22 protein-coding genes are annotated in these 24,353 nt (G+C 73.5%); 18 read left to right on the forward strand and 4 right to left on the reverse strand.

The window, feature by feature from the left end; translation table 11 throughout:
* Positions 1-88 precede the first annotated feature (88 nt).
* The 3 genes from ACGFS9_RS24775 to ACGFS9_RS24785 all read left to right on the forward strand — a co-directional run bounded on the left by ACGFS9_RS24775 (position 89) and on the right by ACGFS9_RS24785 (position 3,284).
* Positions 89-1,480 (forward strand): M1 family metallopeptidase, encoded by a 1,392-nt coding sequence (locus ACGFS9_RS24775; RefSeq protein ID WP_393256259.1) that lies wholly within the window; start codon positions 89-91, stop codon positions 1,478-1,480.
* Positions 1,481-1,527: 47 nt separating this feature from the next.
* On the forward strand, positions 1,528-2,199 hold the full coding sequence (locus tag ACGFS9_RS24780; protein WP_393256261.1) for a trimeric intracellular cation channel family protein: 672 nt from the start codon (positions 1,528-1,530) through the stop codon (positions 2,197-2,199).
* Between the two features lie 224 nt (positions 2,200-2,423).
* Entirely contained in the window at positions 2,424-3,284 is an 861-nt protein-coding gene (locus tag ACGFS9_RS24785; RefSeq protein WP_393256262.1) for a thioesterase family protein, read from the forward strand.
* A 553-nt stretch (positions 3,285-3,837) separates the two neighbouring features.
* Here ACGFS9_RS24785 and ACGFS9_RS24790 read toward each other — a convergent pair.
* Entirely contained in the window at positions 3,838-4,464 is a 627-nt protein-coding gene (locus ACGFS9_RS24790; RefSeq protein ID WP_393256263.1) for a TetR family transcriptional regulator, read from the reverse strand.
* A gap of 180 nt (positions 4,465-4,644) precedes the next feature.
* Between ACGFS9_RS24790 and ACGFS9_RS24795 the strand changes: the two genes are divergently transcribed.
* From ACGFS9_RS24795 to ACGFS9_RS24805, 3 genes are all read left to right on the forward strand, one after another.
* The gene (locus ACGFS9_RS24795; protein ID WP_393256264.1) at positions 4,645-4,812 is read left to right on the forward strand and encodes a hypothetical protein; all 168 of its coding nucleotides are present in this window, start codon (positions 4,645-4,647) and stop codon (positions 4,810-4,812) included.
* A gap of 248 nt (positions 4,813-5,060) precedes the next feature.
* Complete coding sequence (locus ACGFS9_RS24800; RefSeq protein ID WP_393256335.1) at positions 5,061-5,273, forward strand: DUF4190 domain-containing protein; 213 nt, start codon at positions 5,061-5,063, stop codon at positions 5,271-5,273.
* 235 nt (positions 5,274-5,508) lie between these two features.
* Positions 5,509-6,678: a cysteine desulfurase family protein gene (locus ACGFS9_RS24805; protein WP_393256265.1), complete on the forward strand. Its 1,170-nt coding sequence runs from the start codon at positions 5,509-5,511 to the stop codon at positions 6,676-6,678.
* Between the two features lie 186 nt (positions 6,679-6,864).
* On the opposite strand, the gene ACGFS9_RS24810 is transcribed toward ACGFS9_RS24805, so the two are convergent.
* The gene (locus ACGFS9_RS24810; protein WP_393256267.1) at positions 6,865-7,557 is read right to left on the reverse strand and encodes an N-acetylmuramoyl-L-alanine amidase; all 693 of its coding nucleotides are present in this window, start codon (positions 7,555-7,557) and stop codon (positions 6,865-6,867) included.
* 60 nt (positions 7,558-7,617) lie between these two features.
* Here ACGFS9_RS24810 and mnmA point away from each other — a divergent pair, with 60 nt between their 5' ends.
* Positions 7,618-8,739 (forward strand): tRNA 2-thiouridine(34) synthase MnmA, encoded by a 1,122-nt coding sequence (gene mnmA, locus ACGFS9_RS24815; protein WP_393256268.1) that lies wholly within the window; start codon positions 7,618-7,620, stop codon positions 8,737-8,739.
* A gap of 495 nt (positions 8,740-9,234) precedes the next feature.
* Here mnmA and ACGFS9_RS24820 read toward each other — a convergent pair whose 3' ends face one another.
* Positions 9,235-10,020 carry an alpha/beta fold hydrolase gene (locus ACGFS9_RS24820; RefSeq protein WP_393256270.1) on the reverse strand — a complete coding sequence of 262 codons (786 nt, stop codon included), beginning with the start codon at positions 10,018-10,020 and terminating at the stop codon, positions 9,235-9,237.
* Positions 10,021-10,113: 93 nt separating this feature from the next.
* A complete protein-coding gene (locus ACGFS9_RS24825) occupies positions 10,114-10,437 on the reverse strand; it encodes a DUF427 domain-containing protein (protein ID WP_393256271.1) in 324 nt (107 codons plus the stop codon).
* Between the two features lie 51 nt (positions 10,438-10,488).
* Here ACGFS9_RS24825 and ACGFS9_RS24830 point away from each other — a divergent pair, with 51 nt between their 5' ends.
* From ACGFS9_RS24830 to ACGFS9_RS24880, 11 genes are all read left to right on the forward strand, one after another.
* Positions 10,489-11,028, forward strand: a complete 540-nt coding sequence (locus ACGFS9_RS24830) for a TIGR00730 family Rossman fold protein (RefSeq protein ID WP_393256272.1) — start codon at positions 10,489-10,491, stop codon at positions 11,026-11,028.
* 72 nt (positions 11,029-11,100) lie between these two features.
* Positions 11,101-11,799 carry an SDR family oxidoreductase gene (locus ACGFS9_RS24835; RefSeq protein ID WP_393256274.1) on the forward strand — a complete coding sequence of 233 codons (699 nt, stop codon included), beginning with the start codon at positions 11,101-11,103 and terminating at the stop codon, positions 11,797-11,799.
* Positions 11,800-11,829: 30 nt separating this feature from the next.
* Positions 11,830-12,837, forward strand: a complete 1,008-nt coding sequence (locus ACGFS9_RS24840) for a methionine synthase (RefSeq protein ID WP_393256276.1) — start codon at positions 11,830-11,832, stop codon at positions 12,835-12,837.
* A 15-nt stretch (positions 12,838-12,852) separates the two neighbouring features.
* On the forward strand, positions 12,853-15,048 hold the full coding sequence (gene ligA / locus ACGFS9_RS24845; protein ID WP_393256277.1) for an NAD-dependent DNA ligase LigA: 2,196 nt from the start codon (positions 12,853-12,855) through the stop codon (positions 15,046-15,048).
* 260 nt (positions 15,049-15,308) lie between these two features.
* The gene (locus tag ACGFS9_RS24850) at positions 15,309-17,525 is read left to right on the forward strand and encodes a putative bifunctional diguanylate cyclase/phosphodiesterase (protein WP_393256278.1); all 2,217 of its coding nucleotides are present in this window, start codon (positions 15,309-15,311) and stop codon (positions 17,523-17,525) included.
* Positions 17,526-17,668: 143 nt separating this feature from the next.
* Positions 17,669-17,965: an Asp-tRNA(Asn)/Glu-tRNA(Gln) amidotransferase subunit GatC gene (gatC, locus tag ACGFS9_RS24855; RefSeq protein WP_037622623.1), complete on the forward strand. Its 297-nt coding sequence runs from the start codon at positions 17,669-17,671 to the stop codon at positions 17,963-17,965.
* A 5-nt stretch (positions 17,966-17,970) separates the two neighbouring features.
* On the forward strand, positions 17,971-19,476 hold the full coding sequence (gene gatA, locus ACGFS9_RS24860) for an Asp-tRNA(Asn)/Glu-tRNA(Gln) amidotransferase subunit GatA (protein WP_393256280.1): 1,506 nt from the start codon (positions 17,971-17,973) through the stop codon (positions 19,474-19,476).
* A gap of 8 nt (positions 19,477-19,484) precedes the next feature.
* Complete coding sequence (locus ACGFS9_RS24865; RefSeq protein ID WP_393256337.1) at positions 19,485-19,715, forward strand: hypothetical protein; 231 nt, start codon at positions 19,485-19,487, stop codon at positions 19,713-19,715.
* Between the two features lie 16 nt (positions 19,716-19,731).
* Positions 19,732-21,246, forward strand: a complete 1,515-nt coding sequence (gene gatB, locus ACGFS9_RS24870; RefSeq protein ID WP_393256281.1) for an Asp-tRNA(Asn)/Glu-tRNA(Gln) amidotransferase subunit GatB — start codon at positions 19,732-19,734, stop codon at positions 21,244-21,246.
* Between the two features lie 264 nt (positions 21,247-21,510).
* Positions 21,511-23,754 (forward strand): MMPL family transporter, encoded by a 2,244-nt coding sequence (locus ACGFS9_RS24875; protein ID WP_393256282.1) that lies wholly within the window; start codon positions 21,511-21,513, stop codon positions 23,752-23,754.
* Positions 23,755-23,758: 4 nt separating this feature from the next.
* Positions 23,759-24,352 carry a GNAT family N-acetyltransferase gene (locus tag ACGFS9_RS24880; protein WP_393256284.1) on the forward strand — a complete coding sequence of 198 codons (594 nt, stop codon included), beginning with the start codon at positions 23,759-23,761 and terminating at the stop codon, positions 24,350-24,352.
* Position 24,353: the final 1 nt, after the last annotated feature.

Consider the following 24,353-nt stretch of genomic DNA (forward strand, 5'->3'; position numbering starts at 1 on the left):
AGTCATGAACATGCCCGAACGGGAGAGTGCAGAGTCCTGCGTGTCCGTCTGATCGCATCCGATCGGCACACGTACGAAAGGGACGCTCATGGCACTCTCCCGTTCGGCACGTTTAGGCGCCCTCGCCACCGCGGCGGTCTCCTTCCTCCTGGTCGCCGCCTCCTCCGCCCCCACCCCGGGCGCCGACGGCATCGGTGACACCTATTTCCCCCACCTGGGCAACGGCGGCTTCGACGCCCGCCACTACGCCCTCGACGTCGCGTACGACCCGGCCACCGACCGCCTCGACGGCCGGACCACGCTCACCGCGCGGGCCACCCGGAACCTCTCCTCCTTCGACCTCGACCTCCAGAAGCTGGAGGTCGCCAAGGTCGTGGTGAACGGCAGACGCGCCCGCTTCACGCGGTCCGGCGACGAGATCCGCATCACCCCGCGCGGACCGCTGGCCAAGGGCAGGACCTTCACCGTCGCCGTCACCTACGGCGGTGTCCCCGAGCCCCTCAACGGCCCGATCGTGTTCGGCTCCGACTACGGGTGGATGAAGACCGCCGACGGCGTGTTCGTCGCCTGCGAACCCAACGCCGCCTCCACCTGGTTCCCCTCCAGCGACCACCCGTCCGACAAGGCCACCTACGACATCCGCATCACCGCCCCCAAGGGGCTGACGGCGATCTCCAACGGACGTCTGGTCTCGACGCGCACCAAGGGCGGTTCCACCGTCGCCCACTGGCGCGAGGCCCGGCCCATGGCCACCTATCTCGCGACCGCCACCATCGGGAAGTTCGACGTGCGGACGGGCCGGACGCCCGGGGGGACGCCGATCTACGTGGCCGTCGACCCGGTGCTCGCCGACAGCAGCAGCGTCGACGTGTACGCCGTCACCGCCGCGGCGACCGACTACTGGTCGCGGGTCTTTGGCCCCTACCCGTTCGAGGAGACCGGGGCGATCGTCGACGACATGCCGCAGGCGGGCTTCTCCCTGGAGGTCCAGTCGAAGCCCGCGTACTCCGCGGTGCGCTCGGAGTCGACCATCGTGCACGAGCTGGCCCACCAGTGGTTCGGCGACTCCGTCTCGGTCGCCCGCTGGAAGGACGTCTGGCTGAACGAGGGGTTCGCGACCTACGCCCAGTGGCTGTGGGCGGAGCACCAGGGCGTCCGCTCCGCGCACGACTCCTTCGTCGCCGGGTACGACGCCCGGCCCGCGGGCTCGTCCTTCTGGCAGACCACGGTCGGCGACCCGCAGCGGGACACCATGTTCGCGTCCGCCGTCTACCAGCGGGGTGCGATGACCCTCCAGATGCTGCGCGAACGGATCGGGGACACCGCGTTCTTCAGGCTGCTGCCCGCCTGGACGAGGCTCCACCGCTACGGCAACGCCGACACCGCCGACTTCGTCGCGCTCGCCGAGAAGGTCTCCGGCCGGCAGCTCGACGACCTCTTCCGGACGTGGCTGTTCACTCCGGGGAAACCGGCTCTGTAGACCTTGCTATGTAAGGCGCACGCCCCACGACGGGTGAGAATGTGGGGGTGTTCCAGCAACTGTTCAGCCCCTCCGTCCAGCACACGCTCGACCTGATCGGCATTTTCGTCTTCGCGATCTCCGGCGCCCTGCTGGCCGTCCGGAAGAACTTCGACGTCTTCGGCATCGCGGTCCTCGCGGAGATCACCGCGCTGGGCGGAGGGCTGCTGCGCGACCTCGTCATCGGCGCCGTGCCCCCGGCCGCCTTCACCGACCTGGGGTACTTCACCACGCCGTTCGTCGCCGCGCTGCTGGTGTTCTTCCTGCACCCGCAGGTGGAGCGCATCCAGGTCGGGGTGAACGTCTTCGACGCGGCCGGACTCGGACTGTTCTGCGTCACCGGCACCGTGAAGGCGTACGACTACGGACTCGGCCTCACCGCCTCCGCCGCCCTCGGCCTCGCGACCGCCGTCGGCGGCGGAGTGCTGCGCGACGTCCTGGCCAACGAGGTGCCCTCGCTGCTGCGCTGGGACCGCGACCTGTACGCGGTGCCCGCGATCGTCGGCGCCACCATGGTGGCGCTCTGCATCCGCTACGACGCGCTCACCCCCTTCACCAGCGGCCTCGCCGTGGTGACGGCGTTCGTGCTGAGGCTGCTCGCGATGCGGTTCCACTGGCGTGCACCGCGGGCCTGGAACCGCCGCTCCACGGTCAGCGAGGAAGAGGCCGAGACCCCCTGAACCGGCCTGTTCCGGGAGGCTCCGGGGAGCCGGGAGCGCCGGGGATTCCCCGGGGCCCGTCGGGCGGGTGACCGCCCCGCGTCCGCCCCGCGCACCCCCCCCGTCCGTGTCCGGGATCAGCCCAGCCGCGGCCCACGGGTCCCGGTCTCCTTCGAGAGGGCCCGAGCCCGCTCGTCCACCCATCAAAGCTACCGCTTAGTAATTTCCTGTTGTACCGTTCGGGCATGCCAGAAGCAGCTTCGGTACAGGCCCCGCGGGCCACGATCGGCGACAGCGAGTTCGACCGCGACACCGCGGTCAGCGAGCGCGCCCCCGGCGTCTACGACGTGGACCTCTCCGCCGGGTGGACGATCATCACCGCCGTCAACGGCGGCTACCTGCTGGCCGTCCTCGGCCGCGCGCTCGCCCACGCCCTGCCGCACTCCGACCCGTTCACGGTCTCCGCGCACTACCTGACCGCGTCCCAGCCGGGCCCCGCGACCGTCCGCACGGACGTCGTCCGCACCGGCCGCACCCTGTCGACGGGCCAGGCGTCCCTCTTCCAGTACGACGAGCAGGGCCGCGAGGTCGAGCGCATCCGCGTCCTGGCCTCCTACGGCGACCTGGACGCACTGCCCGACGACGTCCGGACCACCGCCCGGCCGCCCGTCCTCCCGCCGATGGACCAGTGCTTCGGCCCGCAGGACGCGCCCGCCCCGATCCCCGGCAGCTCGGCGATCACCGACCGGCTCTTCCTCAAGCTCGACCCCGCGACGCTGGGCTGGGCGCTCGGCGCACCGTCCGGCAAGGGCGAGATGCGCTCCTGGTTCGGGCTGGCCGACGGCCGCGACGCCGACCCGCTGTCCCTGCTGCTGGCCGTCGACGCGCTCCCGCCGACGGCCTTCGAGATCGGCCTGTCCGGCTGGGTGCCGACCGTGGAGCTGACGGTGCACGTGCGCTGCCGTCCGGCCCCCGGCCCCCTCCGGGTGTCGATCACCACGCGCAACCTCGCGGGCGGCTTCCTGGAGGAGGACGCGGAGGTCTGGGACAGCGCGGACCGGCTGGTCGCGCAGTCCCGGCAGCTCGCCCGGGCGCGCCTCGCCTGACGCGCCGCCCCGGGGCCGTCGGCGGCGCGACCCGCGGGGCGGGACCCCGGTCGGGGGGTCCCGCCCCGCCGGCGCGCCGCCGACGGCGGTCCACCCGCCCGCGCCCTCATCGGGCGTGCGGGGCCTCGTTCGGGTGGGATGCCGTGGCCGCCCGGGTGTGCGGGGCGGGCCGTGTGCCGGTCTGACCGGGCCGCAGGAGGCGCTGTCGCGCGCGCCCCGACGGCCGTTTCAGCCCGTTGCCCGTTGCCCGTTGCCCGTTGGCCGGTCATCGTCCGCCGTTCGCCCGGATCGGCGGCCTCGCGGCGTGTGATGGCCCTGCCGCGTCGGCGTTCCCCGTTGGGCCGTTGGTTGTTGGCCGTTCGCCGGTCATCGTCCGCCGTTCGTTCGGGTCGGCGGCCTCGCGGCGTGTGACGGCCCCTGCCGCGTCGGCGTTCCCCGTTGGGGCGTTGGGGCGTTGGGGCGTTGGGGCGTTGGGGCGTTGGGGCGTTGGGCCGCTGCGCCGCGGGCGCGGCGAGACTGCCGGCGCGGGGGCCGGCCGCCGAGGCCGGTCCGGTCAGCCGAGCCAGTGCCGGCGGCCGATGCTGATCAGCCGCATCTGCCGGCTCGCCACCCGGGCCACCCGTTCCCGCTCCTCCTCGGAGGCGTCCAACGCCTCCAGGAACGCCGAGGCAGCCATGAGCATGTGGTCGACGTACAGGCCCGCCAGCATGAGCAGGTCGTCCGCGCTCCACCCGCGCGACTCGGGATGCCGGGCGAGCGCGTCCCTCACCTCCTCGGCGAACCGCGCCAGTTGCTCGCGGATCGCGTCCCGCACCGACTGCACCCCGCCGTGCCGCTCGCGCGCGATGAAGCGGACGTGCGCGGGGTGCGCCGCGACATGACGGGCAATCAGTTCCACTGCCCGGGCGATGCGTTCGTCGCTGTCGCCGGCCGCGGACACGGTGTCGCCGATCATCGGGTGCAGGCTGCCGAGCGCCTCCTCCACCAGGGCCACACCGAGATCCGCCGTCGAGCGGAAGTGCCGGTAGAAGGCGGTAGGGGCGACTCCCACGGCGCGGGTGACCTCGCGCAGGCCCAGGCTGCTCAGGCTCTGCTCCTCCAGAAGCGCCAACGCGGCGTCCAGCAGCGCCTGTCGGGTCTTCTGCTTCTGCGCCTGCCGGATGCCCAGGGTGTGACTCATGCCATGCAGTTAACAACTGTTCTCCGGAAATTCAAAGCCCCGGACGCGCTAGACTCATAAGTCAGTGAACAACTGTTACTACAACCGTTCACTGAGTCGTCAAGTCCCGGAAACAATGGGGCCTCATCGTCGAGGCACGGGCCCGGGACCGGACCACGAGACTTCTCCGAGAGGCACCTCATGCTGTTCCTCGTCGCCACACTCCTGCTGCTCGGCGTCGTGATGGGCACCGTGGCGCACGCGCCGCTGCCCGTCACGCTGGTCGCCGCGGCCGCCATCGGCGTCTGGCTGGCCGTCTTCGCGCTGCGCGAGCGCGGAGCCCGTCGCCGCCGCGCCTCCGCCGGCTGACCGCCGCGCCGCACCCCCGCCTACCGGCCCGTGATCACCTTCCCGCACCAACCGACCGTTGGGAGCTGACGTCCCTCATGGCACTCACCACGCACACCACCGGCACCACCCGATCCGCCGGCACCACGCACACCACCCGTGACTCCGGCGCCGGCCGCCACGAGGGCGACGCGCGCCCCGCGGCGCCCGCCCCTTCCGCCGCGCCCGAGCGCACCGCCCGCCGGAGCCGCGTCCGCGACGCGGACGGCATGGCCGTGGCCGCCTTCATCCTCGGCCTCGTGGGCCTGCTGGTCCTCAACGTGGTCCTCGGCCCGCTCGCCGTCGTCCTCGCCTCCGTCGCCCTGTGGCGCGGGACCGCCCGCAAGGGCCGCGCCCTCCTCGGCCTCGGCCTGGGCATCGCCGACCTGGTCGTCCTGATCGCCTTCATGCAGGTGGACAGCACGCTGTCCTGGAGCTTCTGACCCCGGCCGCGCAACGCGACGGCCTCCGCGCCCGGCCGGCCGGCGCCGCAAGGACGCGGGAACCACGCCGGTGAGCGGCCTCCGCGGACGTGCCCGGCCCGCGGACCGGGGGAGCGGAACAACCCGCTCCAGGCGGGCGCGCGACACCCCGGCCACCCGCCGGGTCACCGTCGCCGGGGTCCCGCCGGTGGGGGCGGCGGCAGGCGGGCGACGGGCCCGTAGAATCGGGCCCACCATGGCTTACCTCGACCACGCCGCGACCACCCCCATGCTCCCCGAGGCGGTAGAGGCACTGACCGCCCAGCTGAGCGTCACGGGCAACGCCTCCTCCCTCCACGCCGCCGGCCGCCGCGCCCGCAGGACGGTCGAGGAGTCCCGCGAGACCCTGGCGGACGCCCTCGGCGCCCGGCCCAGCGAGGTGGTCCTCACCTCCGGCGGCACCGAGGCCGACAACCTCGCGGTGAAGGGCCTCTACTGGTCCCGCCGCGCCGCGGAGCCGGCCCGCACGCGGGTGCTGGCGAGCCCCGTCGAACACCACGCGGTCCTCGACGCCGTCGACTGGCTCGGCGAGCACGAGGGCGCCACGGTCGAGTACCTCCCCGTCGACGGGTACGGCCGCGTCCACCCCGACGCGCTGTGCGAGGCGATCGCCCGCAACCCCGACGACGTCGCCCTCGCCACCGTGATGTGGGCCAACAACGAGATCGGCACGCTGCTGCCGGTCCGTGAACTGGCCGACGTGGCAGCCGAGTTCGGGGTTCCGCTGCATGCCGACGCCGTCCAGGCATTCGGCCAGGTCCCGGTCGACTTCGCCGCCTCCGGGCTCGCCGCCATGACGGTCTCCGGCCACAAGATCGGCGGCCCGTACGGGATCGGCGCGCTGCTCCTGGGGCGCGCCTACACCCCGGTGCCCGTGCTGCACGGCGGCGGCCAGGAACGGCACGTCCGCTCCGGCACGCTCGACGTGCCCGCGATCGCCTCCTTCGCGGTCGCCGGACGGCTGGCCGCCGAGCGGCGCGCGTGGTTCGCCCGCGAGATCGGCGCCCTGCGCGACGACCTGGTCGACGCCGTCCGCAAGGCCGTGCCCGACGCCATCCTCGGCGGCGACCCCGCACCCGGCGGGCGGCTCCCCGCCAACGCCCACTTCACCTTCCCGGGCTGTGAGGGCGACTCGCTGCTCCTGCTGCTCGACGCACAGGGCATCGAGTGCTCCACCGGCTCGGCCTGCACGGCGGGGGTGGCGCAGCCCAGCCACGTCCTGCTCGCCACCGGCACCGACCCCGACCTCGCCCGCGGCACCCTGCGCTTCTCGCTCGGCCACACCTCCACGGCGGACGACGTCGACGCCGTGGCCCGCGCGATCGGCCCCGCCGTCGAACGGGCGCGCAGCGCGGGCCTCAGCTGACCCGCCCGGCAGGGTCCCGGCGCGCGTCCCGGGGGCACGGACTCCGGGGCGCCCAAGCCGAGAGCCAGGGCCCCGGCGGACGCACGCGCGGCGGGAACCCGGGCGCGCGGACCGGGGCCGCCGCTTCGGGGTCCGGGGCCCGCCGCTGCGGGGTCCGGTCCCGGCGCGAAAGGTCCCGGGCCGCGCTCAGGCCGCAGCCGTCCGCGCCCGCCGCACGAGCCGCAGATACCGGTCCCAGTCCCAGTGCCGGCCCGGGTCGGTGTGATCGGTGCCCGGCACCTCGACGTGGCCGATGATGTGCTCGCGGTCCACCGGAATGCCGTACCGCCCGCATATCCCGGCCGTCAGACGCGCGGACGCCTCGTACATCGCGTCCGTGAACGAGGAGGCCCGCTCGACGAATCCCTCGTGCTCGATGCCGACACTGCGCTCGTTGTAGGAGCGGTTGCCCGCGTGGAACGCCACGTCCAGCTCGCGGATCATCTGGGTGACGTGACCGTCCTTGCGGACGATGTAGTGCGCCGCCGCTCCGTGCCCGGGGTCCTGGAAGACCCGCACCGCGCTCGCGAAACCGCCCTGGGTGACGTGGATGACCACCCGGTCGATCGGATAGTCGTCGGGGCGGTCCGCCCGCCGCCAGTTCGCCCGGGACGCCGCGATCCACTGCGCGCCCCGGAAGTCGACGGCCCCCGCGACCCTCGGCTTGTCCACACCGGGAAGCCGCCACCACAGATGCGACAGGGCCTCCCGCGCGATCGCCGCCGTGCCCACCGCGGCCGCCAGGCCGCCGACGAGCACCACCCGGCGCCCGACCGATCCGTCCGCGTCCTTCGCCGACCCGGCACCACGGGCCCGCGGCGTCCCCTTTTTCTCCCCCATGCGATCTTCAACGGATACGCGCGGGATCCGGTTCCCGCCGCCCCGTACCCTGGAGGCGTTATGACTGACACCTCGCAGCGCCCCCTCCGCGTCCTCGCCGCCATGTCGGGCGGCGTGGACTCCGCCGTAGCCGCCGCCCGAGCCGCCGAGGCCGGGCACGACGTGACGGGCGTGCACCTCGCCCTGTCGGCGAACCCCCAATCGTTCCGGACCGGGGCGCGGGGCTGCTGCACCATCGAGGACTCCCGCGACGCCCGCCGCGCGGCCGACGTCATCGGCATCCCCTTCTACGTCTGGGACCTCGCCGAGCGCTTCCGCGAGGACGTGGTCGAGGACTTCGTCGCCGAGTACGAGGCGGGCCGCACCCCGAACCCGTGCCTGCGCTGCAACGAGAAGATCAAGTTCGCCGCCCTGCTGGACAAGGCGCTCGCGCTCGGCTTCGACGCGGTCTGCACCGGTCACTACGCGCAGGTGATCGTCCGCGAGGACGGCACGCGCGAGCTGCACCGGGCCTCCGACATGGCCAAGGACCAGTCGTACGTCCTCGGCGTCCTCGACGACCGCCAGCTCGCGCACGCCCTGTTCCCGCTCGGCGACACCGTCACCACCAAGGACGAGATCCGGGCCGAGGCCGAGCGCCGGGGTCTCGCCGTCGCCAAGAAGCCCGACTCGCACGACATCTGCTTCATCGCCGACGGCGACACCCAGGGCTTCCTGGCGAACCGCCTGGGCAGGGCCGAGGGCGACATCGTGGACGAGTCCGGTGCGGTCGTCGGCTCCCACGAGGGCGCCTTCGGCTTCACCATCGGCCAGCGCAAGGGCCTGCGCATCGGCACCCCGGCCCCCGACGGCAAGCCGCGCTACGTCCTCGACATCTCGCCCGTGGACAACACCGTCACGGTCGGCCCCGCGGCCTCGCTGGACGTGTCCGCCCTGACCGCCCTCCGCCCCCGCTGGTGCGGGGCCGCGCCCACCGGCCCCGGCACGTACACGGCCCAGCTCCGCGCGCACGGCGGGGAGACCACGGTGGCGGCCGAACTGGTCGACGGCTCGCTCCGGGTGACCTTCGCCGAGCCGGTCCGCGGGGTGGCCCCCGGACAGGCGATCGTGCTGTACGAGGGGACGCGCGTGGTGGGCTCCGCCACCATCGCCACGACCACGCGCGCGACGGCGGGCGTCTGACCCACCCGTCCCGCCCGGTGCTATGGGCGTCCCGCCGGTCCGGCCGTGCGGGCCGCCGCGGCGTCCGTCCGGCGGCGCGACGTCCCGCACGCCGCCCCCCGGCGACGACTCCCGCGCGGCGCCCGGTGGTTCGCCTCGCGCACCCGCGCGCAGGCCGTCCCCGGCGAGGCCGCGGTCCCGCAGGTGGTCCTGGCTCGCGCACCCGCGCGCAGGCCGTCCGGACCGGCGGTCGGGCCGCCGGTTCCGGCGGGGCGCGCGCAGGTCCCGTCCCGCCCCCGGCACACCGCCGGGACGGCCCGGGGTGCGGTGTCCCGGAACCACCCCCGCCGCCCGCACGGCACGGCCCGGACGACCGCACCGCCCGGACGGGGCGAGCGCACGGCTGGACGCACGATCGGCGCGCGGAGCGGCCGGTAAACGCGCGGCCACGCGCAGGACGCGCCCCGCACGGCCAGGCACAGGACGCCCCGGGCCCGCGCCCGCGCGTGACCCGGGTCAGGAGTGGGCCGCGAAGAACTCCGCGAGCACCGGTGCCAGCACCAGGGGGTCGACCATGTGGGTCTGGCCCGCGAGGGAGCGGTACGAGCCGCGCGGGGCCGCGTCCGCGACGACACGGGCCGCCTCACGCATCCACCCGGGGCCGGCGTCGCCCGCGACCGACAGCAGCGGCACCCGCACGGCGGCCAGCGAGTCGAGGGGCACCGGACCGTCCCCCAGCGCGGCGTTGTCGTAGGCCAGCGTCGGTGCGACGGCCTCCAGCGCCGGCCACGCGTGCGACAGCCGCATACCGGCGATCGTCTCCGCAGGCGTGCCGACCCGGGTCAGGAACAGCTCGACCGCGTCGCCCCGCCGGCCCAGGGAGAGCAGTTCCGTCAGCCGCTCGGTGTAGGCGGCGCGCTCGGCGCCGCCCCCGCCGTCGACGGCGAACGGCGTCTCGTAGACCGCGACGCCGCGCACCGGCAGCCCCTCGGCCGCCGCCCTGAGGGCCAGCGCGCCGCCCGACGAGATGCCGTAGAGCCACGCGCCGCCCCCCGCGATCTCGATCAGCGCCGCGATGTCCTCGATCTCGCGGGCGACCGCGAAGGGCGCGGTGTCGCCGCTGGCGCCGCGGCCCCGCCGGTCGTAGCTCACGGCACCGAAGCGGTCCGACAGCGCCCGCGCCAGCGGGGCCAGCGTGGCGCCGGTGCACAGGGCGCCGCCCACGAGGACCACCGCCGGACCGTCACCGAAGCGTTCGTAGGCGATGGGGGTCCCGTCGCGCGAGAGGGTCTTGTCGTCCATGCCGGACAAGACTGCCGCGCGCGCGGGAACTCATCGCGCCGCCACGCCCGCGGGGCGCGGCGCCCACCCGACCTCGGGCCGGGGCCCCGGACGTCAGACCACGTCCGTCTCGTAGAAGCAGAGATGGTCCTTGATCCCGGCGACGCCGGGCTCGGGGTCGGGGTAGGCCCACGCGAGGTCCGCGCCGTCCGGGCGCGACCAGTACGACGCCGTGCCCTTGAACGGGCAGTGGGTGCGGGTGCCGGAGGGCGTCAGCAGGTCGAGGCGGACGTCCTCGGGCGGCAGGTAGTAGCGCACCGGGCAGCCCGTCTCGCGCAGCACCAGGGGGCGTTCGCTCTCCGCCAGGACCTGGCCGCCGTGCACGACGCGGACGTGCCGGGTGCCCTGTTCGATGGTGATCGTGTGTCCTTCAGCCATACCGGGAAAGCGCTCGCGGGCCGTGATTCGTTCCCGCGTACGGTGAGGAACATGAACATCTGCGTCTTCCTCTCCGCCGCCGACCTCGACGACCGCTACACCGGCCCTGCCCGGGAGTTCGCCGAACTGCTCGGCAAGGGAGGCCACACCCTGGTGTGGGGCGGTTCCGACGTCGGGCTGATGAAGGTCGTCGCCGACGCCGTGCAGGAGGCGGGCGGCCGGCTCGTGGGCGTGTCCGTGGACTTCCTCGCCGCCAAGGCCCGCGGCGGCGCCGACGAGATGGTCGTCGCCCGGGACCTGGCCGAGCGCAAGGCGCTGCTGCTGGCGAAGGCGGACGCGGTGGTCGTGATGGTCGGGGGCACCGGCACCCTCGACGAGGCGACCGAGATCCTGGAGCTGAAGAAGCACGGGAAGACCGACATGCCGGTGGTCCTGCTGAACACCGCGGGGTTCTACGACGGCCTCAAGGAGCAGTTCCGCCGCATGGACGCCGAGGGCTTCCTGCCCCGCCCGCTGACCGACCTCGTCCTCTTCGCCGAGGAGCCCGCCGTGGCCCTGGCCCACCTGGAGGAGAGCGTCGGCACGCGGTGACCCCCCGGGCACGGGGCCGGACCCGCCGCCCCGGCAGGACCCGGTGTGGCACCGGCGCGCACTGATGCGAGCATGGCGTCCATGGCTACCCATGTGATCACCGGCGCCGGTTCCGGCATCGGCGCGGCCGTCGCCCGCCGGCTCCACGCGCGCGGGGACGACCTCGTGCTGCACGCGCGCGACGCCGGCCGCGCCAAGGAACTCGCCGCCGCGTTCCCCGGCGCGCAGACCCTGGTCGGCGACCTGGCGGACCCCGACAAGCTGTCCTGGGCGTTCTCCCACCAGTCGCTGCCCGGCCGCGTCGACTCCCTGCTGCACGTCGCGGGCGTCGTCGACCTCGGTCCGGTCGGCGAGCTGACCCCGAAGACCTGGCGCCACCAGCTGAACGTCAACCTGATCGCGCCCGCCGAGCTGACCCGCCACTTCCTGCCGCAGCTCCGCCTCGCCCAGGGGCACGTGCTGTTCGTGAACTCGGGCGCGGGTCTGAGCGCCCACGCCGACTGGGCCGCCTACGCCGCCTCCAAGCACGGCCTGAAGGCCCTCGCGGACTCGCTGCGCCACGAGGAGCACGCCGCCGGCGTGCGGGTCACCTCCGTCTATCCGGGCCGCACCGCGAGCCCCATGCAGGCCAAGGTGCACCGGCAGGAGGGCAAGGAGTACGACGCCGAGCGCTGGATCGATCCCGAGTCGGTCGCCACCACCGTCCTGATGGCGCTCGACCTGCCGCGCGACGCGGAGGTCAACGACCTGATGGTCCGCCCGGGGCGCTGACCGCCCCGCGGGATTCCGTAGGCTTCCGGGGTGAGCGATAACAGCGTGTTCAGCTTCGGTGCGGCCACCGGGGTCGGGTCCATGCCTGGCGGTGACGCCCGGGAGGCCGCGAAGACCGTCACCGGGTCCCTGGAGGACTTCCCCCACCTCGCCGAACTCCCCGCGCGCGGACCGGGCGCCGACATGATCGGCCGGACGGCAGGAATGCTCGTCGAGCTGTACGCGCGCGTGGAGCCCAGCGGCTGGCGGATCGGCGACCGGCCCGGCCGGGACACCCGGCGGGCCCGGTCCTGGCTCGGCGAGGACCTCGACGCCCTGGAGGAGTTCACCCAGGGCTATCAGGGCCTGCTCAAGGTTCAGGCGGTCGGCCCGTGGACGCTGGCCGCGGCCCTGGAGCTGCGCAACGGGGAGTCCGCCCTCTCCGACCCCGGCGCCTGCCGCGACCTGGCCGGCTCGCTGGCGGAGGGACTGCGCGGCCACCTAGCCGAGGTGCGGTCCCGGGTGCCCGGCGCCCGCGTCGTCCTCCAGCTCGACGAGCCCTCCCTCGTCGCCGTGCTGCGCGGCCAGGTCCGTACCGCGAGCGGCTACCGCACCCACCGCGCGGTGGACCGCCAGATCGCCGAGGGCACCCTGCGCGACGTGCTCGGAGCGCACGAGGGCGGCCCCGTCGTGGTCCACTCCTGCGCCCCGGACGTCCCCTTCGCACTGCTGCGCCGGGCGGGCGCGTCGGCGGTCTCCTTCGACTTCTCGCTGCTCACCGAACGTGACGACGAGGCGATCGGCGAGGCCGTCGAGGGCGGGACACGGCTGTTCGCCGGTGTCGTGCCCGGCGTGGACGGCCCGTTGTCCGACCCTGCCGGTAGCGTCAGGGGTGTCAGGACGCTGTGGCGCAGGCTGGGGCTGCGGCCGGGGCTGCTCGCGGAGACCGTCACGCTCACTCCGTCGTGCGGGCTCGCCGGGGCTTCCCCCGACCACGCGCGCAGGGCGCTCGCCCACTGCGTCCGGGCGGCGAGATCCCTCGCGGACAACCCTGAGTAACGGGAGGACACAACGGTGGCCGGCGACAAGCACGCAGAGCCCACATCGGTAGCGGCCGAGGCACGGGAGAAGCACGCGCAGCTCGCCGAGCAGATCGAGGAGCACCGCTTCCGGTACTACGTGAACGACGCCCCGGTCGTCAGCGACGCCGAGTTCGACCGGCTGCTGCGCTCCCTGGAGGCGCTGGAGGAGGAGCATCCCGAGCTGCGCACCCCCGACTCGCCGACCCAGAAGGTCGCGGGCGCGTACGCCACGGAGTTCACGTCGGTGCGGCACCGGCAGCGCATGCTGTCGCTGGACAACGCGTTCTCCGACCTGGAGCTGGCCGCCTGGGCGGAGCGCGTCGCCAAGGACGTCGGCAGTTCGGACCACCACTTCCTGTGCGAGCTGAAGGTCGACGGCCTCGCCGTCAACCTGACGTACGAGCGCGGCCGTCTCACGCGCGCGGCGACCCGCGGCGACGGCCGGACGGGCGAGGACATCACGCCCAACGTCCGCACGATCGAGGAGATCCCGGACCGGCTGACCGGTGAGTGCGTCCCCGACCTGGTGGAGATCCGGGGCGAGGTCTACTTCCCGATGGAGAAGTTCGAGGAGCTCAACGCCCGCCTGGTGGCGGCCGGTGACAAGCCCTTCGCCAACCCGCGCAACGCGGCGGCCGGTTCGCTGCGCCAGAAGGACCCGCGCGTCACCGCGACCCGCCCGCTGCACATGGTCGTCCACGGCATCGGCGAACTGGAGGGCTTCGACGGCCTCGGCCGGCTGTCCGAGGCGTACGAGCTGCTGCGTTCCTGGGGCCTGCCCACCACCCGGTACGCCCGGGTGGTCGACGGCCTCGACGGCGTACGGGAGTTCATCGCCTCCTACGGCGAGAACCGCCACTCGGTGGAGCACGAGATCGACGGCGTGGTCGTCAAGCTCGACGAGATCCCCCTCCAGGGGCGCCTCGGGTCCACCTCGCGCGCGCCGCGCTGGGCGATCGCCTGGAAGTACCCGCCCGAGGAGGTCAACACCCGGCTCGTCGACATCCGGGTGGGGGTGGGCCGCACGGGCCGCGTCACCCCCTACGCCCAGGTCGAGCCGGTCACCGTCGCCGGTTCCGAGGTGGAGTTCGCCACCCTGCACAACCAGGACGTGGTGAAGGCCAAGGGCGTCCTCGTCGGGGACACGGTGGTGCTGCGCAAGGCGGGTGACGTCATCCCGGAGATCCTCGGCCCGGTCGCCGACCTCCGGGACGGCAGCGAGCGGGAGTTCGTGATGCCGGCGCAGTGCCCCGAGTGCGGCACGCCGCTGCGGCCGATGAAGGAGGGCGACGTCGACCTGCGCTGCCCGAACGCGCGGACCTGCCCGGCGCAGTTGCGGGAGCGGCTGTTCTACCTCGCGGGCCGCAAGGCGCTGGACATCGAGCACTTCGGATACGTGGCCGCCGCGGCCCTCACCAAGCCGCTGGAGCCGTCCGAGCCGCCGCTCACCGACGAGGGGGACCTGTTCGACCTCACCATCGACCGGCTGCTGCCCATCAAGGCCTACGTCCTCGACCAGGACAGCGGGCTGCCCAAGCGTGATCCGAAGACCGGCGAGGAGAAGGTCGCCACCATCTTCGCCAACCAGCTGGGCGAGCCCCGCAAGAACGCGCTTGCCATGCTCGACACCATCGCGGCGGCCAAGGACCGGCCCCTGGCGCGGGTGCTCACGGGCCTGTCCATCCGGCACGTCGGGCCGGTCGCGGCCGAGGCCCTGGCCCGCGCGTTCCGCTCCGTCGAGCGGATCGAGCAGGCCACCGAGGAGGAACTCGCCACCACCGAGGGGGTGGGGCCGATCATCGCCGCCTCGCTCAAGGAGTGGTTCGCGGAGGACTGGCACCGCGAGATCCTCCGCAAGTGGCGGGCGGCCGGCGTCCGGATGGAGGACGAGGGCGCGGGCGAGGACCAGGGGCCGCGCCCGCTCGAAGGACTGACGGTCGTCGTCACCGGCACGCTCGAACACCACACGCGGGACGGGGCCAAGGAGCAACTGCAGGGCCGCGGGGCGAAAGTGACCGGTTCTGTCTCGAAGAAGACGTCGTTCGTCGTGGTGGGCGACAATCCGGGATCGAAGTACGACAAGGCGATGCAGCTGAAGGTTCCGGTTCTGAACGAGGACGGCTTCGCGGTGCTCCTCGAACAAGGGCCCGACGCCGCGGCGGACGTCGCACTTCCGGTCGAGGAGTAGCGGTTGAAGGGCACCCGTTCGGCGCATATCAGATGCATACGGGTGACCGGGTCGCATTCGGGCAACCGTGGACGACCGCTGCCCCTGGAAGCCTTCTGCGGCCTACTGTTGAGGTGTGCGCCCGCCGTGCCCGTACGCGGCCGGCGCACCCCCTGCTCCCCGGGAGCCGGGGGAAGGGTTTTCCGACGCGGCTCCGCCCGCAGTTCTCGCCGGCGGCGGACCGCGTGGCGTGGGCACCGCCGGCTGTGAGAGGGACGGGAATGGAACCGACCGAGAGCGCCGCCCCGGACTCCCGGCTGCGCCTGAGCCGGACGACCGGAGGATGGCTGACCGGACTCCGGACCGGGCGGTCCGCGCGGCGTCCCGCCCCCGGCGCCCCGCCCGGAACCCAGGCCCGGCCCGGCACCGGCCCGCACACCGCCGGCCGGCCCGGCGGCGACGCCGAACGCCACCTGCCCCGGCACGCGTTGCCCGCCACCGTCGTCGGCGCGGCCGGACTCGTCCTGGGCGCCGGCTTCCACCGCGCCTTCAGCGACGACCACGCGCTCTTCCCCAGCGGTGCCGTCGGGTGGGCGCTCGCCCTGCTGACCGGCATCATCGTCGGCCACCTGGTCGCGCTCGGCCGCGCCCGCTGGTGGGGCGGCACCGGCTCGGGCGCCGCCCTCACCCTCGCCGTCCTGCTGCTCTACGGCTGGGTCCCCGCCGGCATGGTCAGCCTCACCGTCGTCGTCCTGGTCGGCACCGCCCGCCGCAACCGCTGGCGGCAGGGCGTGCTGCACGGCGCCGTCGACATCCTCGGGATCGGCGCGGGCGCCCTCGTCCTCGCCGCGTTCGGACGCTTCCCGAGTGTCGAGGCCCCCTGGGACGCCACGACCTGGACGTTCTCCGCCGCCCCCGAGGTGGTCCTCGTCGCGGGCGCCTATCTGGCGGTCACCCGTGCCCTGCTGTGGTACCTCCAGGCCCCGCGCGGCGGCGGCCTGCCCACCGTCGCCCGCACGGCGCTGGTCCGGCAGGGGCTCGTCGCGGTGGCGCTGCTCGGCATCGCCCCGCTCGTGTGCGTCGTGGCGACGGCCCAGCCGATGCTGCTGCCCCTGTTCTCGATCCCGCTGATCGCCCTGGACTCCACCCTCTGGATAGCCCGCGCGCGGGCCGAGGAGCAGCTCCGCGACCCGCTCACCGGACTCCCCAACCGGCAGTGGCTGCTGGAGCGGACCTGGACGGCCCTGGACGACGCCGAGCGGATCGGCGCGCGGTCCGCCCTGATGCTGATCGACCTGGACCGATTCCGCTCGGTGAACGACACGCTGGGCCACCTCGCCGGTGACCGCCTCCTGCTCCAGATAGCCGACCGGCTCCGGCTCGCCCTGCCGCGCGGAGCGGAGGCCGCACGGCTCGGCGGGGACGAGTTCGCGGTGTTACTGCCGGTCGCCGACTCCACCACCTCGGCGACCCGCGTCGCCCGCACCCTGGTGGGCGCCCTCGGCTCGCCGCTCGACCTCGACGGCCTCACCCTCGTGCTGGAGGCCAGCGCCGGTCTCGCCGTCTTCCCCGACCACGCGCTCGACGCGGAGGGGCTGCTGCGCCGCGCCGACGTCGCGATGTACCAGGCCAAGCGGGACCGCACCGGCGTCGAGGTGTACGAGTCCAAGCGGGACTCCAACACCCCCGACCGGCTGGGCCTGCTCGGAGACCTGCGCCGCGCGCTCGACGCCGGCGACGTCGAACTGCACTACCAGCCCAAGGTCCGCTTCGACGGCCAGGTCGCCGGCCTGGAGGCGCTGGTTCGCTGGGTGCATCCCGAGCGGGGCAAGGTGCCGCCGGACGAGTTCATCGCCATCGCCGAGTCCTCCGGGCTGATGCCCCACCTCACCGAGTACGTCCTGGAGACCGCCCTCGCCCAGGTCGCCCGCTGGCGGGCCCAGGGACTGCTCGTGCCGGTCGCCGTCAACGTCTCGCCCCGCGACGTGCACACCCCCGGCTTCGCCGGCTCCGTCGCCGCGCGGCTCGCCCGGCACGGCGTGCCCGCGGGAGCGCTCCAACTGGAGATCACCGAGCACGTGCTGCTGGAGGACCCCCAGCGGGCCGCCGACACCCTGGCCGCGCTCACCGGCCACGGCGTGAAGATGTCGCTCGACGACTTCGGCACCGGGTACTCCTCGCTCGTCCACCTGCGCCGGCTGCCCGTCAGCGAGCTGAAGATCGACCGCTCGTTCGTCGCGCGGCTCGCGGTCGACACCGAGGACGCCGAGATCGTGCGCTGCACCGTCGACCTGGCGCACTCCCTCGGGCTGCTCGTCGTCGCGGAGGGTGTCGAGGACGACGAGACGTGGGAGCGGCTGCGGGACCTGGGCTGCGACGCGGTGCAGGGGTGGCTGGTGGCCGCCGCGATGCCCCCGCAGGAGGCCACCGCGTGGCTGCTGGCGCGTGGCTCCCGCGGCTGGCAGCGGCCCCGCGCGGCGCTGCCCGCGGCGGAGTAGCCTCCCCGACCCGGCCACGGACCCGACCCGGACCCCGGTCGGCGGGTGCCGCGGGTGACGCCCGGCAAACCCGGGCGCGGGCATCGGCCCGGGCCCCATAGGATTGGGCCACACCACACGCACTCACCCCAGAGGATCGCTGCATGCCTGGCATCACGCGCGAGGAGGTCGCCCACCTCGCACGGCTGGCGCGTCTGGAGCTGAAGGGCGAAGAACTCGACCACTTCGCAGGCCAGCTCGACGACATCATCGGCGCGGTCGCCCGCGTCAGCGAGGTCGCCGACCAAGACGTACCGCCGACCTCCCATCCGCTGCCGCTGACGAACGTCATGCGCGTGGACGAGGTCCGTCCGTCGCTCACCCCCGAGCAGGCGCTCTCCGGCGCCCCGGCCCAGGAGCAGCAGCGTTTCAAGGTGCCGCAGATCCTGGGGGAGGACTAATCACCATGACGGACACCAACACCGCCATCATCCACCTCACCGCCGCCGAGACCGCCGCGAGGATCGCCGCGGGCGAGCTCACGGCCGTCGAGGTCACCGAGGCCCACCTCGCCCGGATCGAGGCCGTCGACGAGAAGGTGCACGCGTTCCTGCACGTCGACCGCGAGGGCGCCCTCGCGCAGGCCCGCGCCGTGGACGCCAAGCGCGCCGCCGGCGAGAAGCTCGGCCCGCTGGCCGGCGTGCCGCTCGCGCTGAAGGACATCTTCACCACCGAGGGCATCCCGACCACCGTCGGCTCCAAGATCCTCGAAGGCTGGATCCCGCCGTACGACGCGACGCTCACCAAGCGGCTGAAGGCCGCCGACGTCGTGATCCTCGGCAAGACCAACATGGACGAGTTCGCCATGGGGTCCTCCACCGAGAACAGCGCCTACGGCCCCACCGGCAACCCGTGGGACCTCACCCGCATCCCCGGCGGCTCCGGCGGCGGCTCGTCCGCGGCCCTCGCCTCCTACCAGGCGCCGCTCGCGATCGGCACCGACACCGGCGGCTCCATCCGCCAGCCGGCCGCCGTCACCGGCACCGTCGGCGTCAAGCCGACCTACGGCGCCGTGTCGCGGTACGGCATGGTCGCCTTCTCCAGCTCCCTCGACCAGGGCGGGCCCTGCGCCCGGACGGTCCTGGACGCCGCCCTGCTGCACGAGGTGATCGCCGGTCACGACCCGCTGGACTCGACGTCCATCGACGCCCCGGTGCCGCCGGTCGTCGAGGCCGCCCGCAACGGCAGCGTCGCCGGCATGCGCGTCGGCGTCGTCAAGCAGTTCCGCGGCGAGGGCTACCAGGCCGGCGTCGTGCAGCGGTTCGACGAGGCCGTCGCCCTCCTCAAGGAGCTGGGTGCCGAGGTCGTCGAGCTGGACTGCCCGTCCTTCGACCTGGCGCTCTCCGCGTACTACCTGATCGCGCCGTCCGAGTGTTCGAGCAATCTCGCGCGCTTCGACGGCCTGCGCTACGGCGCGCGCGTCGGCGACGACGGCACGCGCTCCGCCGAGGACGTCACCGCCCTCACCCGGGAGGCCGGCTTCGGCCCCGAGGTGAAGCGCCGCATCATGCTCGGCACCTACGCGCTCAGCTCCGGCTACTACGACGCGTACTACGGCAGCGCCCAGAAGGTCCGCACGCTCATCACGCGGGACTTCGAGAAGGCGTTCGAGCAGGTCGACGTGATCGTCTCGCCGACCACGCCCACCACCGCCTTCCCGATCGGCGAGCGCGCCGACGACCCGATGGCGATGTACCTGGCGGACCTGTGCACCATTCCGACCAACCTGGCCGGCAACGCCGCGATGTCGCTGCCCTGCGGCCTGGCCCCGGAGGACAATCTCCCGGTCGGCCTGCAGATCATCGCCCCCGCTCTCCAGGACGACCGGCTCTACAAGGTCGGCGCCGCCGTCGAGGCCGCCTTCGTGGAAAAGTGGGGGCACCCGCTGCTTGAGGAGGCTCCGTCGCTGTGAGCAAGGCAATGTCCAAGGCCAAGGGCTTCAAGAAGACCAAGTCCGGCACCTACCTGTCCATGGCCGGCACGGCCTTCGGCGCGCTCGGCGTGGCCAAGCAGGTCAAGAAGGCCCGCTCCGAGAACGACACGCTGCGCCTGCTCGACGCGGCGGTGTCCGCCGCCGCCATCGTCACCGGCCTCGCCATCCTCTACCGGGAGCTCAAGCGCCTGGGCGACGACGACGTCCTGCTGGGCTGAGAGGGAAGTTTTCACCGTGACCACCACGACCGACCTGGTCTCGTACGAGGACGCACTCGCCTCGTACGACCCCGTCATGGGCCTTGAGGTCCATGTCGAACTCGGCACCAAGACCAAGATGTTCTGCGGCTGTTCGACCGCGCTGGGCGCCGAGCCCAACACGCAGACGTGCCCGACCTGCCTCGGCATGCCCGGCGCGCTCCCGGTCGTCAACGCCACCGGCGTCGAGTCCGCCGTCAAGATCGGCCTCGCGCTGCACTGCGAGATCGCCGAGTGGTGCCGCTTCGCCCGGAAGAACTACTTCTATCCGGACATGCCGAAGAACTTCCAGACCTCGCAGTACGACGAGCCGATCGCCTTCGACGGCTATCTGGACGTCCAGCTGGAGGACGGCGAGGTCTTCCGCGTGCAGATCGAGCGCGCCCACATGGAGGAGGACACCGGCAAGTCGACCCACGTCGGCGGTGCCACCGGCCGCATCCACGGCGCCTCCCACTCGCTGCTCGACTACAACCGCGCGGGCATCCCGCTCATCGAGATCGTCACCAAGCCCATCGAGGGCGCGGGCGAGCGGGCCCCCGAGGTCGCCAAGGCCTACGTCGCCGAGCTGCGCGAACTCATCCGGGCCCTCGGAGTCTCCGAGGCCCGCATGGAGATGGGGCAGATGCGCTGCGACGTGAACCTGTCGCTGCGTCCGCACGGCCGCGAGAAGTTCGGCACGCGCTCCGAGACGAAGAACGTCAACTCGCTGCGGTCCGTGGAGCGCGCCGCCCGCTTCGAGATCCAGCGGCACGCCGCCGTGCTGGACTCCGGCGGCACGATCATCCAGGAGACCCGCCACTTCCACGAGGACACCGGGTCCACGACCTCGGGCCGCGTGAAGGAGGAGGCCGAGGACTACCGGTACTTCCCGGAGCCCGACCTCGTCCCCGTCGCCCCGTCCCGCGACTGGGTGGAGGAGCTGCGTGCCGGGCTGCCCGAGCAGCCGCTGGCCCGCCGCAACCGGCTGCGCGAGGAGTGGGGGGTCAACGCCCACGACATGCAGTCGATCCTCAACGCCGGTGCCATCGACCCGATCGTCGCGACGATCGAGGCCGGTGCCGACGCCGCCTCCGCCCGCAAGTGGTGGATGGGCGAGCTGGCGCGCAGCGCCAACGAGTCCGGGGCGGCCCTGGAGGACCTGCCGATCACCCCGGCGCAGGTCGCCCGGGTGGCCGAGCTGGTCGCGTCCGGCGACCTGAACGACAAGCTGGCCCGCCAGGTCATCGAGGGCGTCCTCGCCGGCGAGGGCACGCCGGACGAGGTCGTCGACAAGCGCGGCCTGAAGGTCGTCTCGGACGAGGGCGCGCTGACCGCCGCCGTCGACGAGGCCATCGCCGGGAACCCGGGCGTCGCCGACAAGATCCGCGGCGGCAAGGTCCAGGCCGCCGGCGCGCTGGTCGGCGCGGTCATGAAGGCCACCCGCGGCCAGGCGGACGCGGCCCGGGTGAAGGAACTGATCCTGCAGAAGCTCGGCGTCGCCGACGGCTGAGGCCGGCTCGTTCCACGCCCCGGGGGGCGCATCGGCGACGATGCGCCCCCCGCGGCCTGTCCGGGCCGCTGCGGAGCGGGCGGTGACACGGCCGGGACGGCCGTGTCACGCGAATGCCGTGGGACAGGAGTGGCGCTTCTGTGAGTAACCCCACGAATGGGACAAAGGATCTTTTCCTGCTGCAAGAGTGATGGCGCAGTGGTCATGCGTTCTTTGCGGGCAGCTCCCGATAAAGATCCTCCGTCCCCCCAAGGGAGCTCGTCCGTGGCAGCCCTCGCACGTTGGTGTGTCCAGCACCGCCTCGTCGCCGTTCTGCTCTGGCTGGCGGCCTTCGGCGGTGTGACCGCCGCCGCCGCCGTCACGGGCTCCGCGTACTCCAACGACTACGAGGCCCCGGGGACCGAGTCCGGCCGTGCCACCCAGCTCCTCGGCGAGGGCTTCCCCGGCCTGGGCGGCGACAACGACACCGTCGTCTGGCACACCGCTCACACCGGCGTCCGCTCCCCGGCCGTCGAACGGTCGATGACCGCCACCCTGGACCGGATCGCCGGGCTCCCGGGAGTCGCCTCCGTCGACAGCCCCTACGTCCGCGGCGGCGAGGACCACATCAGCGAGGACGGCCGCACCGCGTACGCGGACGTCACCTTCACCGACCGCGCCGAGACCGTCGACGGACACGAGGTCCAGGCCGTCGTCGACACCGCCAAGGAGGCCGAGACCACCGGGCTGGACGTCGAACTGGGCGGCAGCGCCGTCGCCCTCACCCAGCCCTCCGGCGGACACGTCGCGGAGATCGTCGGCGTGGTCGTGGCCGCCGTCGTCCTCTTCCTCGCCTTCGGGTCCCTCGCCGCCTCCCTGCTGCCGATCGGCACCGCCCTGGTGGGCGTCGGCACGGCCTACTTCGCCATCGTGCTCCTCGGGCACGCCATGACCGTCGCGGACTTCGCCCCCATGCTCGGCATGCTGATCGGGCTCGGCGTCGGCATCGACTACGCCCTGTTCATCGTCACCCGGCACCGGCGCGGCCTGAAACGGGGCCTGCCGGTGGCCGAGGCCGCGCGCAACGCGGTCGCCACCACCGGCCGCGCGGTCGTCTTCGCCGGCGCCACCGTCTGCATCGCCCTGCTCGGCATGCTGATCCTGCGGCTCGGCTTCCTCAACGGCGTCGCCGTCGCCGCCTCGCTGACCGTCGTCCTCACCGTCGCGGCCTCCGTCACCCTGCTCCCCGCGCTGCTCTCCTTCATCGGCCCCCGTGCCCTGAGCCGCCGCGAGCGGCGCCGGCTGGCGGAGCACGGGCCCGAACCGGAGCTGCCCACCGGCTTCGCCGCCCGCTGGTCGGCCTTCGTCGAACGCCACCCCAAGGTCCTCGGGGCCGTCGCCGTCGCCGTGATGGCGCTGCTCGCCCTGCCCGCCTTCTCCCTCCACCTGGGCACCTCCGACCAGGGCAACGACCCGCGGGCGACGACCACCCGGCAGGCCTACGACCTCATCGGCGAGGGGTTCGGCCCCGGTGTCAACGGGCCGCTGACCCTGGTCACGAAGGTCGGCGGCGCCGAGGACCGGCTCGCGCTCGACAACCTGGACCTCTCGCTGCGGCTCACCCAAGGCGTCGCCTCCGCGACCCCGGTCACGTACAACACCGCGGGGGACACCGCCTACCTCACCGTCGTCCCCGAGTCCGCGCCGCAGTCCAAGGCCACCAGCGAGCTGGTCGACCGGCTGCGCACCGTGGTCCTGCCGCGCGCCGAGGCGGGCACCTCCCTCGACCTCCAGGTCGGCGGGGTGACGGCGAGCTACGACGACTTCGCCGACGTCATCGTCGGCAAGCTGCCGCTGTTCGTCGGCGTCGTCATCGGCCTCGGCTGCGCGCTGCTGCTGCTCGCCTTCCGCTCGATCGGCATCCCCCTGAAGGCGGCCCTGATGAACATCGCCGCCGTCGCCGGGGCCTTCGGCGTGGTCGTCGCGATGTTCCAGTGGGGCTGGGGCAGCGGCCTGCTCGGCCTCGGCCGCGCCGGACCGATCGAGCCGTTCCTGCCGGTGATCATGGTGTCCGTCCTCTTCGGCCTCTCGATGGACTACCAGGTGTTCCTGGTCAGCCGGATGTACGAGGAGTGGCTGGAGACCGGGGACAACCGGCGGGCCGTCCGGGTGGGCCTCGCCGAGACCAGCCGGGTGATCAACTCGGCGGCCGTCATCATGATCTCGGTCTTCCTCGCCTTCGTGCTCAGCGGCGACCGGGTCATCGCGATGTTCGGCGTCGCGCTGGCCGCCGCGGTCGCCCTCGACGCCTTCGTCCTGCGGACACTCCTCGTCCCCGCCCTCATGCACCTGCTCGGCGGCGCGAACTGGTGGCTGCCGGGCTGGCTCGACCGCCGGCTGCCGCGCCTGAGCATCGAGCCACCGGAATGCCGGGCCGCCCATGAGAGGCTGGCCGCCGCGACGGACGCCGATGTGGCGGACGTCCTGGTGACCGCCGGACCGGCGGACGTGATGGCGAAGGAACGGTAGCCGTATGTACGCGATATCCCTGGGGGACGACGGGGCGGAGCTGCGGCCCCTGGAGCCCTGGCACGCCGAGGAGTTCCTCGCGCACCTGGACCGCGGGCGCGAGTTCATCGGCCGGTTCATCCCCTTCGGGTCCGCGTCCACCGACGTGCCGTCCGCGCGGGCCCACCTCCAGCGGTACGCCGACATGCGGGCGGCGGACACCGGCGCGCTGCACGGCCTGTGGCTGGACGGCCGGCTCGTCGGCGGCGTGCTCTTCCTGAACTTCGACGCCGGTCAGGGCACCTGCGAGGTCGGCTGCTGGCTGGAACCGGCCGCGTCCGGCCGCGGACTCGTCACCCGCGCGATGCGGGTGCTCATCGACTGGGCGGTCGAGGGACGCGGCATGCACCGGATCGAGTGGGTCGCCGCGGCCGGCAACGAGCCGAGCCTGAACGTGGCCCGCCGGCTGGGCCTGACGCGCGACGGAGTGCTGCGCGGGAAGCACCTGCACCACGGGGCCCGCCACGACCTGGAGGTGTGGTCGGTGCTCGCTGCCGAGTGGCGCGCCGCCCGCGCGGGGGCGCCGGCGCAGCGCGCCGACGCGCACAAGGATCATTAAG

It is taken from the genome of Streptomyces sp. NPDC048566, assembly GCF_043199735.1.
Lineage (GTDB): Bacteria > Actinomycetota > Actinomycetes > Streptomycetales > Streptomycetaceae > Streptomyces.

Coding starts and splice junctions, on each gene's coding strand:
- ACGFS9_RS24775 (WP_393256259.1), top strand. CDS start 89: ATGGCACTCTCCCGTTCGGCACGTTTAGGCGCCCTCGCCACCGCGGCG.
- ACGFS9_RS24785 (WP_393256262.1), top strand. CDS start 2,424: ATGCCAGAAGCAGCTTCGGTACAGGCCCCGCGGGCCACGATCGGCGAC.
- ACGFS9_RS24790 (WP_393256263.1), bottom strand. CDS start 4,464: ATGAGTCACACCCTGGGCATCCGGCAGGCGCAGAAGCAGAAGACCCGA.
- ACGFS9_RS24795 (WP_393256264.1), top strand. CDS start 4,645: ATGCTGTTCCTCGTCGCCACACTCCTGCTGCTCGGCGTCGTGATGGGC.
- ACGFS9_RS24800 (WP_393256335.1), top strand. CDS start 5,061: ATGGCCGTGGCCGCCTTCATCCTCGGCCTCGTGGGCCTGCTGGTCCTC.
- ACGFS9_RS24805 (WP_393256265.1), top strand. CDS start 5,509: ATGGCTTACCTCGACCACGCCGCGACCACCCCCATGCTCCCCGAGGCG.
- ACGFS9_RS24810 (WP_393256267.1), bottom strand. CDS start 7,557: ATGGGGGAGAAAAAGGGGACGCCGCGGGCCCGTGGTGCCGGGTCGGCG.
- mnmA (WP_393256268.1), top strand. CDS start 7,618: ATGACTGACACCTCGCAGCGCCCCCTCCGCGTCCTCGCCGCCATGTCG.
- ACGFS9_RS24820 (WP_393256270.1), bottom strand. CDS start 10,020: ATGGACGACAAGACCCTCTCGCGCGACGGGACCCCCATCGCCTACGAA.
- ACGFS9_RS24825 (WP_393256271.1), bottom strand. CDS start 10,437: ATGGCTGAAGGACACACGATCACCATCGAACAGGGCACCCGGCACGTC.
- ACGFS9_RS24830 (WP_393256272.1), top strand. CDS start 10,489: ATGAACATCTGCGTCTTCCTCTCCGCCGCCGACCTCGACGACCGCTAC.
- ACGFS9_RS24835 (WP_393256274.1), top strand. CDS start 11,101: ATGGCGTCCATGGCTACCCATGTGATCACCGGCGCCGGTTCCGGCATC.
- ACGFS9_RS24850 (WP_393256278.1), top strand. CDS start 15,309: ATGGAACCGACCGAGAGCGCCGCCCCGGACTCCCGGCTGCGCCTGAGC.
- gatC (WP_037622623.1), top strand. CDS start 17,669: ATGCCTGGCATCACGCGCGAGGAGGTCGCCCACCTCGCACGGCTGGCG.
- gatA (WP_393256280.1), top strand. CDS start 17,971: ATGACGGACACCAACACCGCCATCATCCACCTCACCGCCGCCGAGACC.
- ACGFS9_RS24865 (WP_393256337.1), top strand. CDS start 19,485: ATGTCCAAGGCCAAGGGCTTCAAGAAGACCAAGTCCGGCACCTACCTG.
- ACGFS9_RS24880 (WP_393256284.1), top strand. CDS start 23,759: ATGTACGCGATATCCCTGGGGGACGACGGGGCGGAGCTGCGGCCCCTG.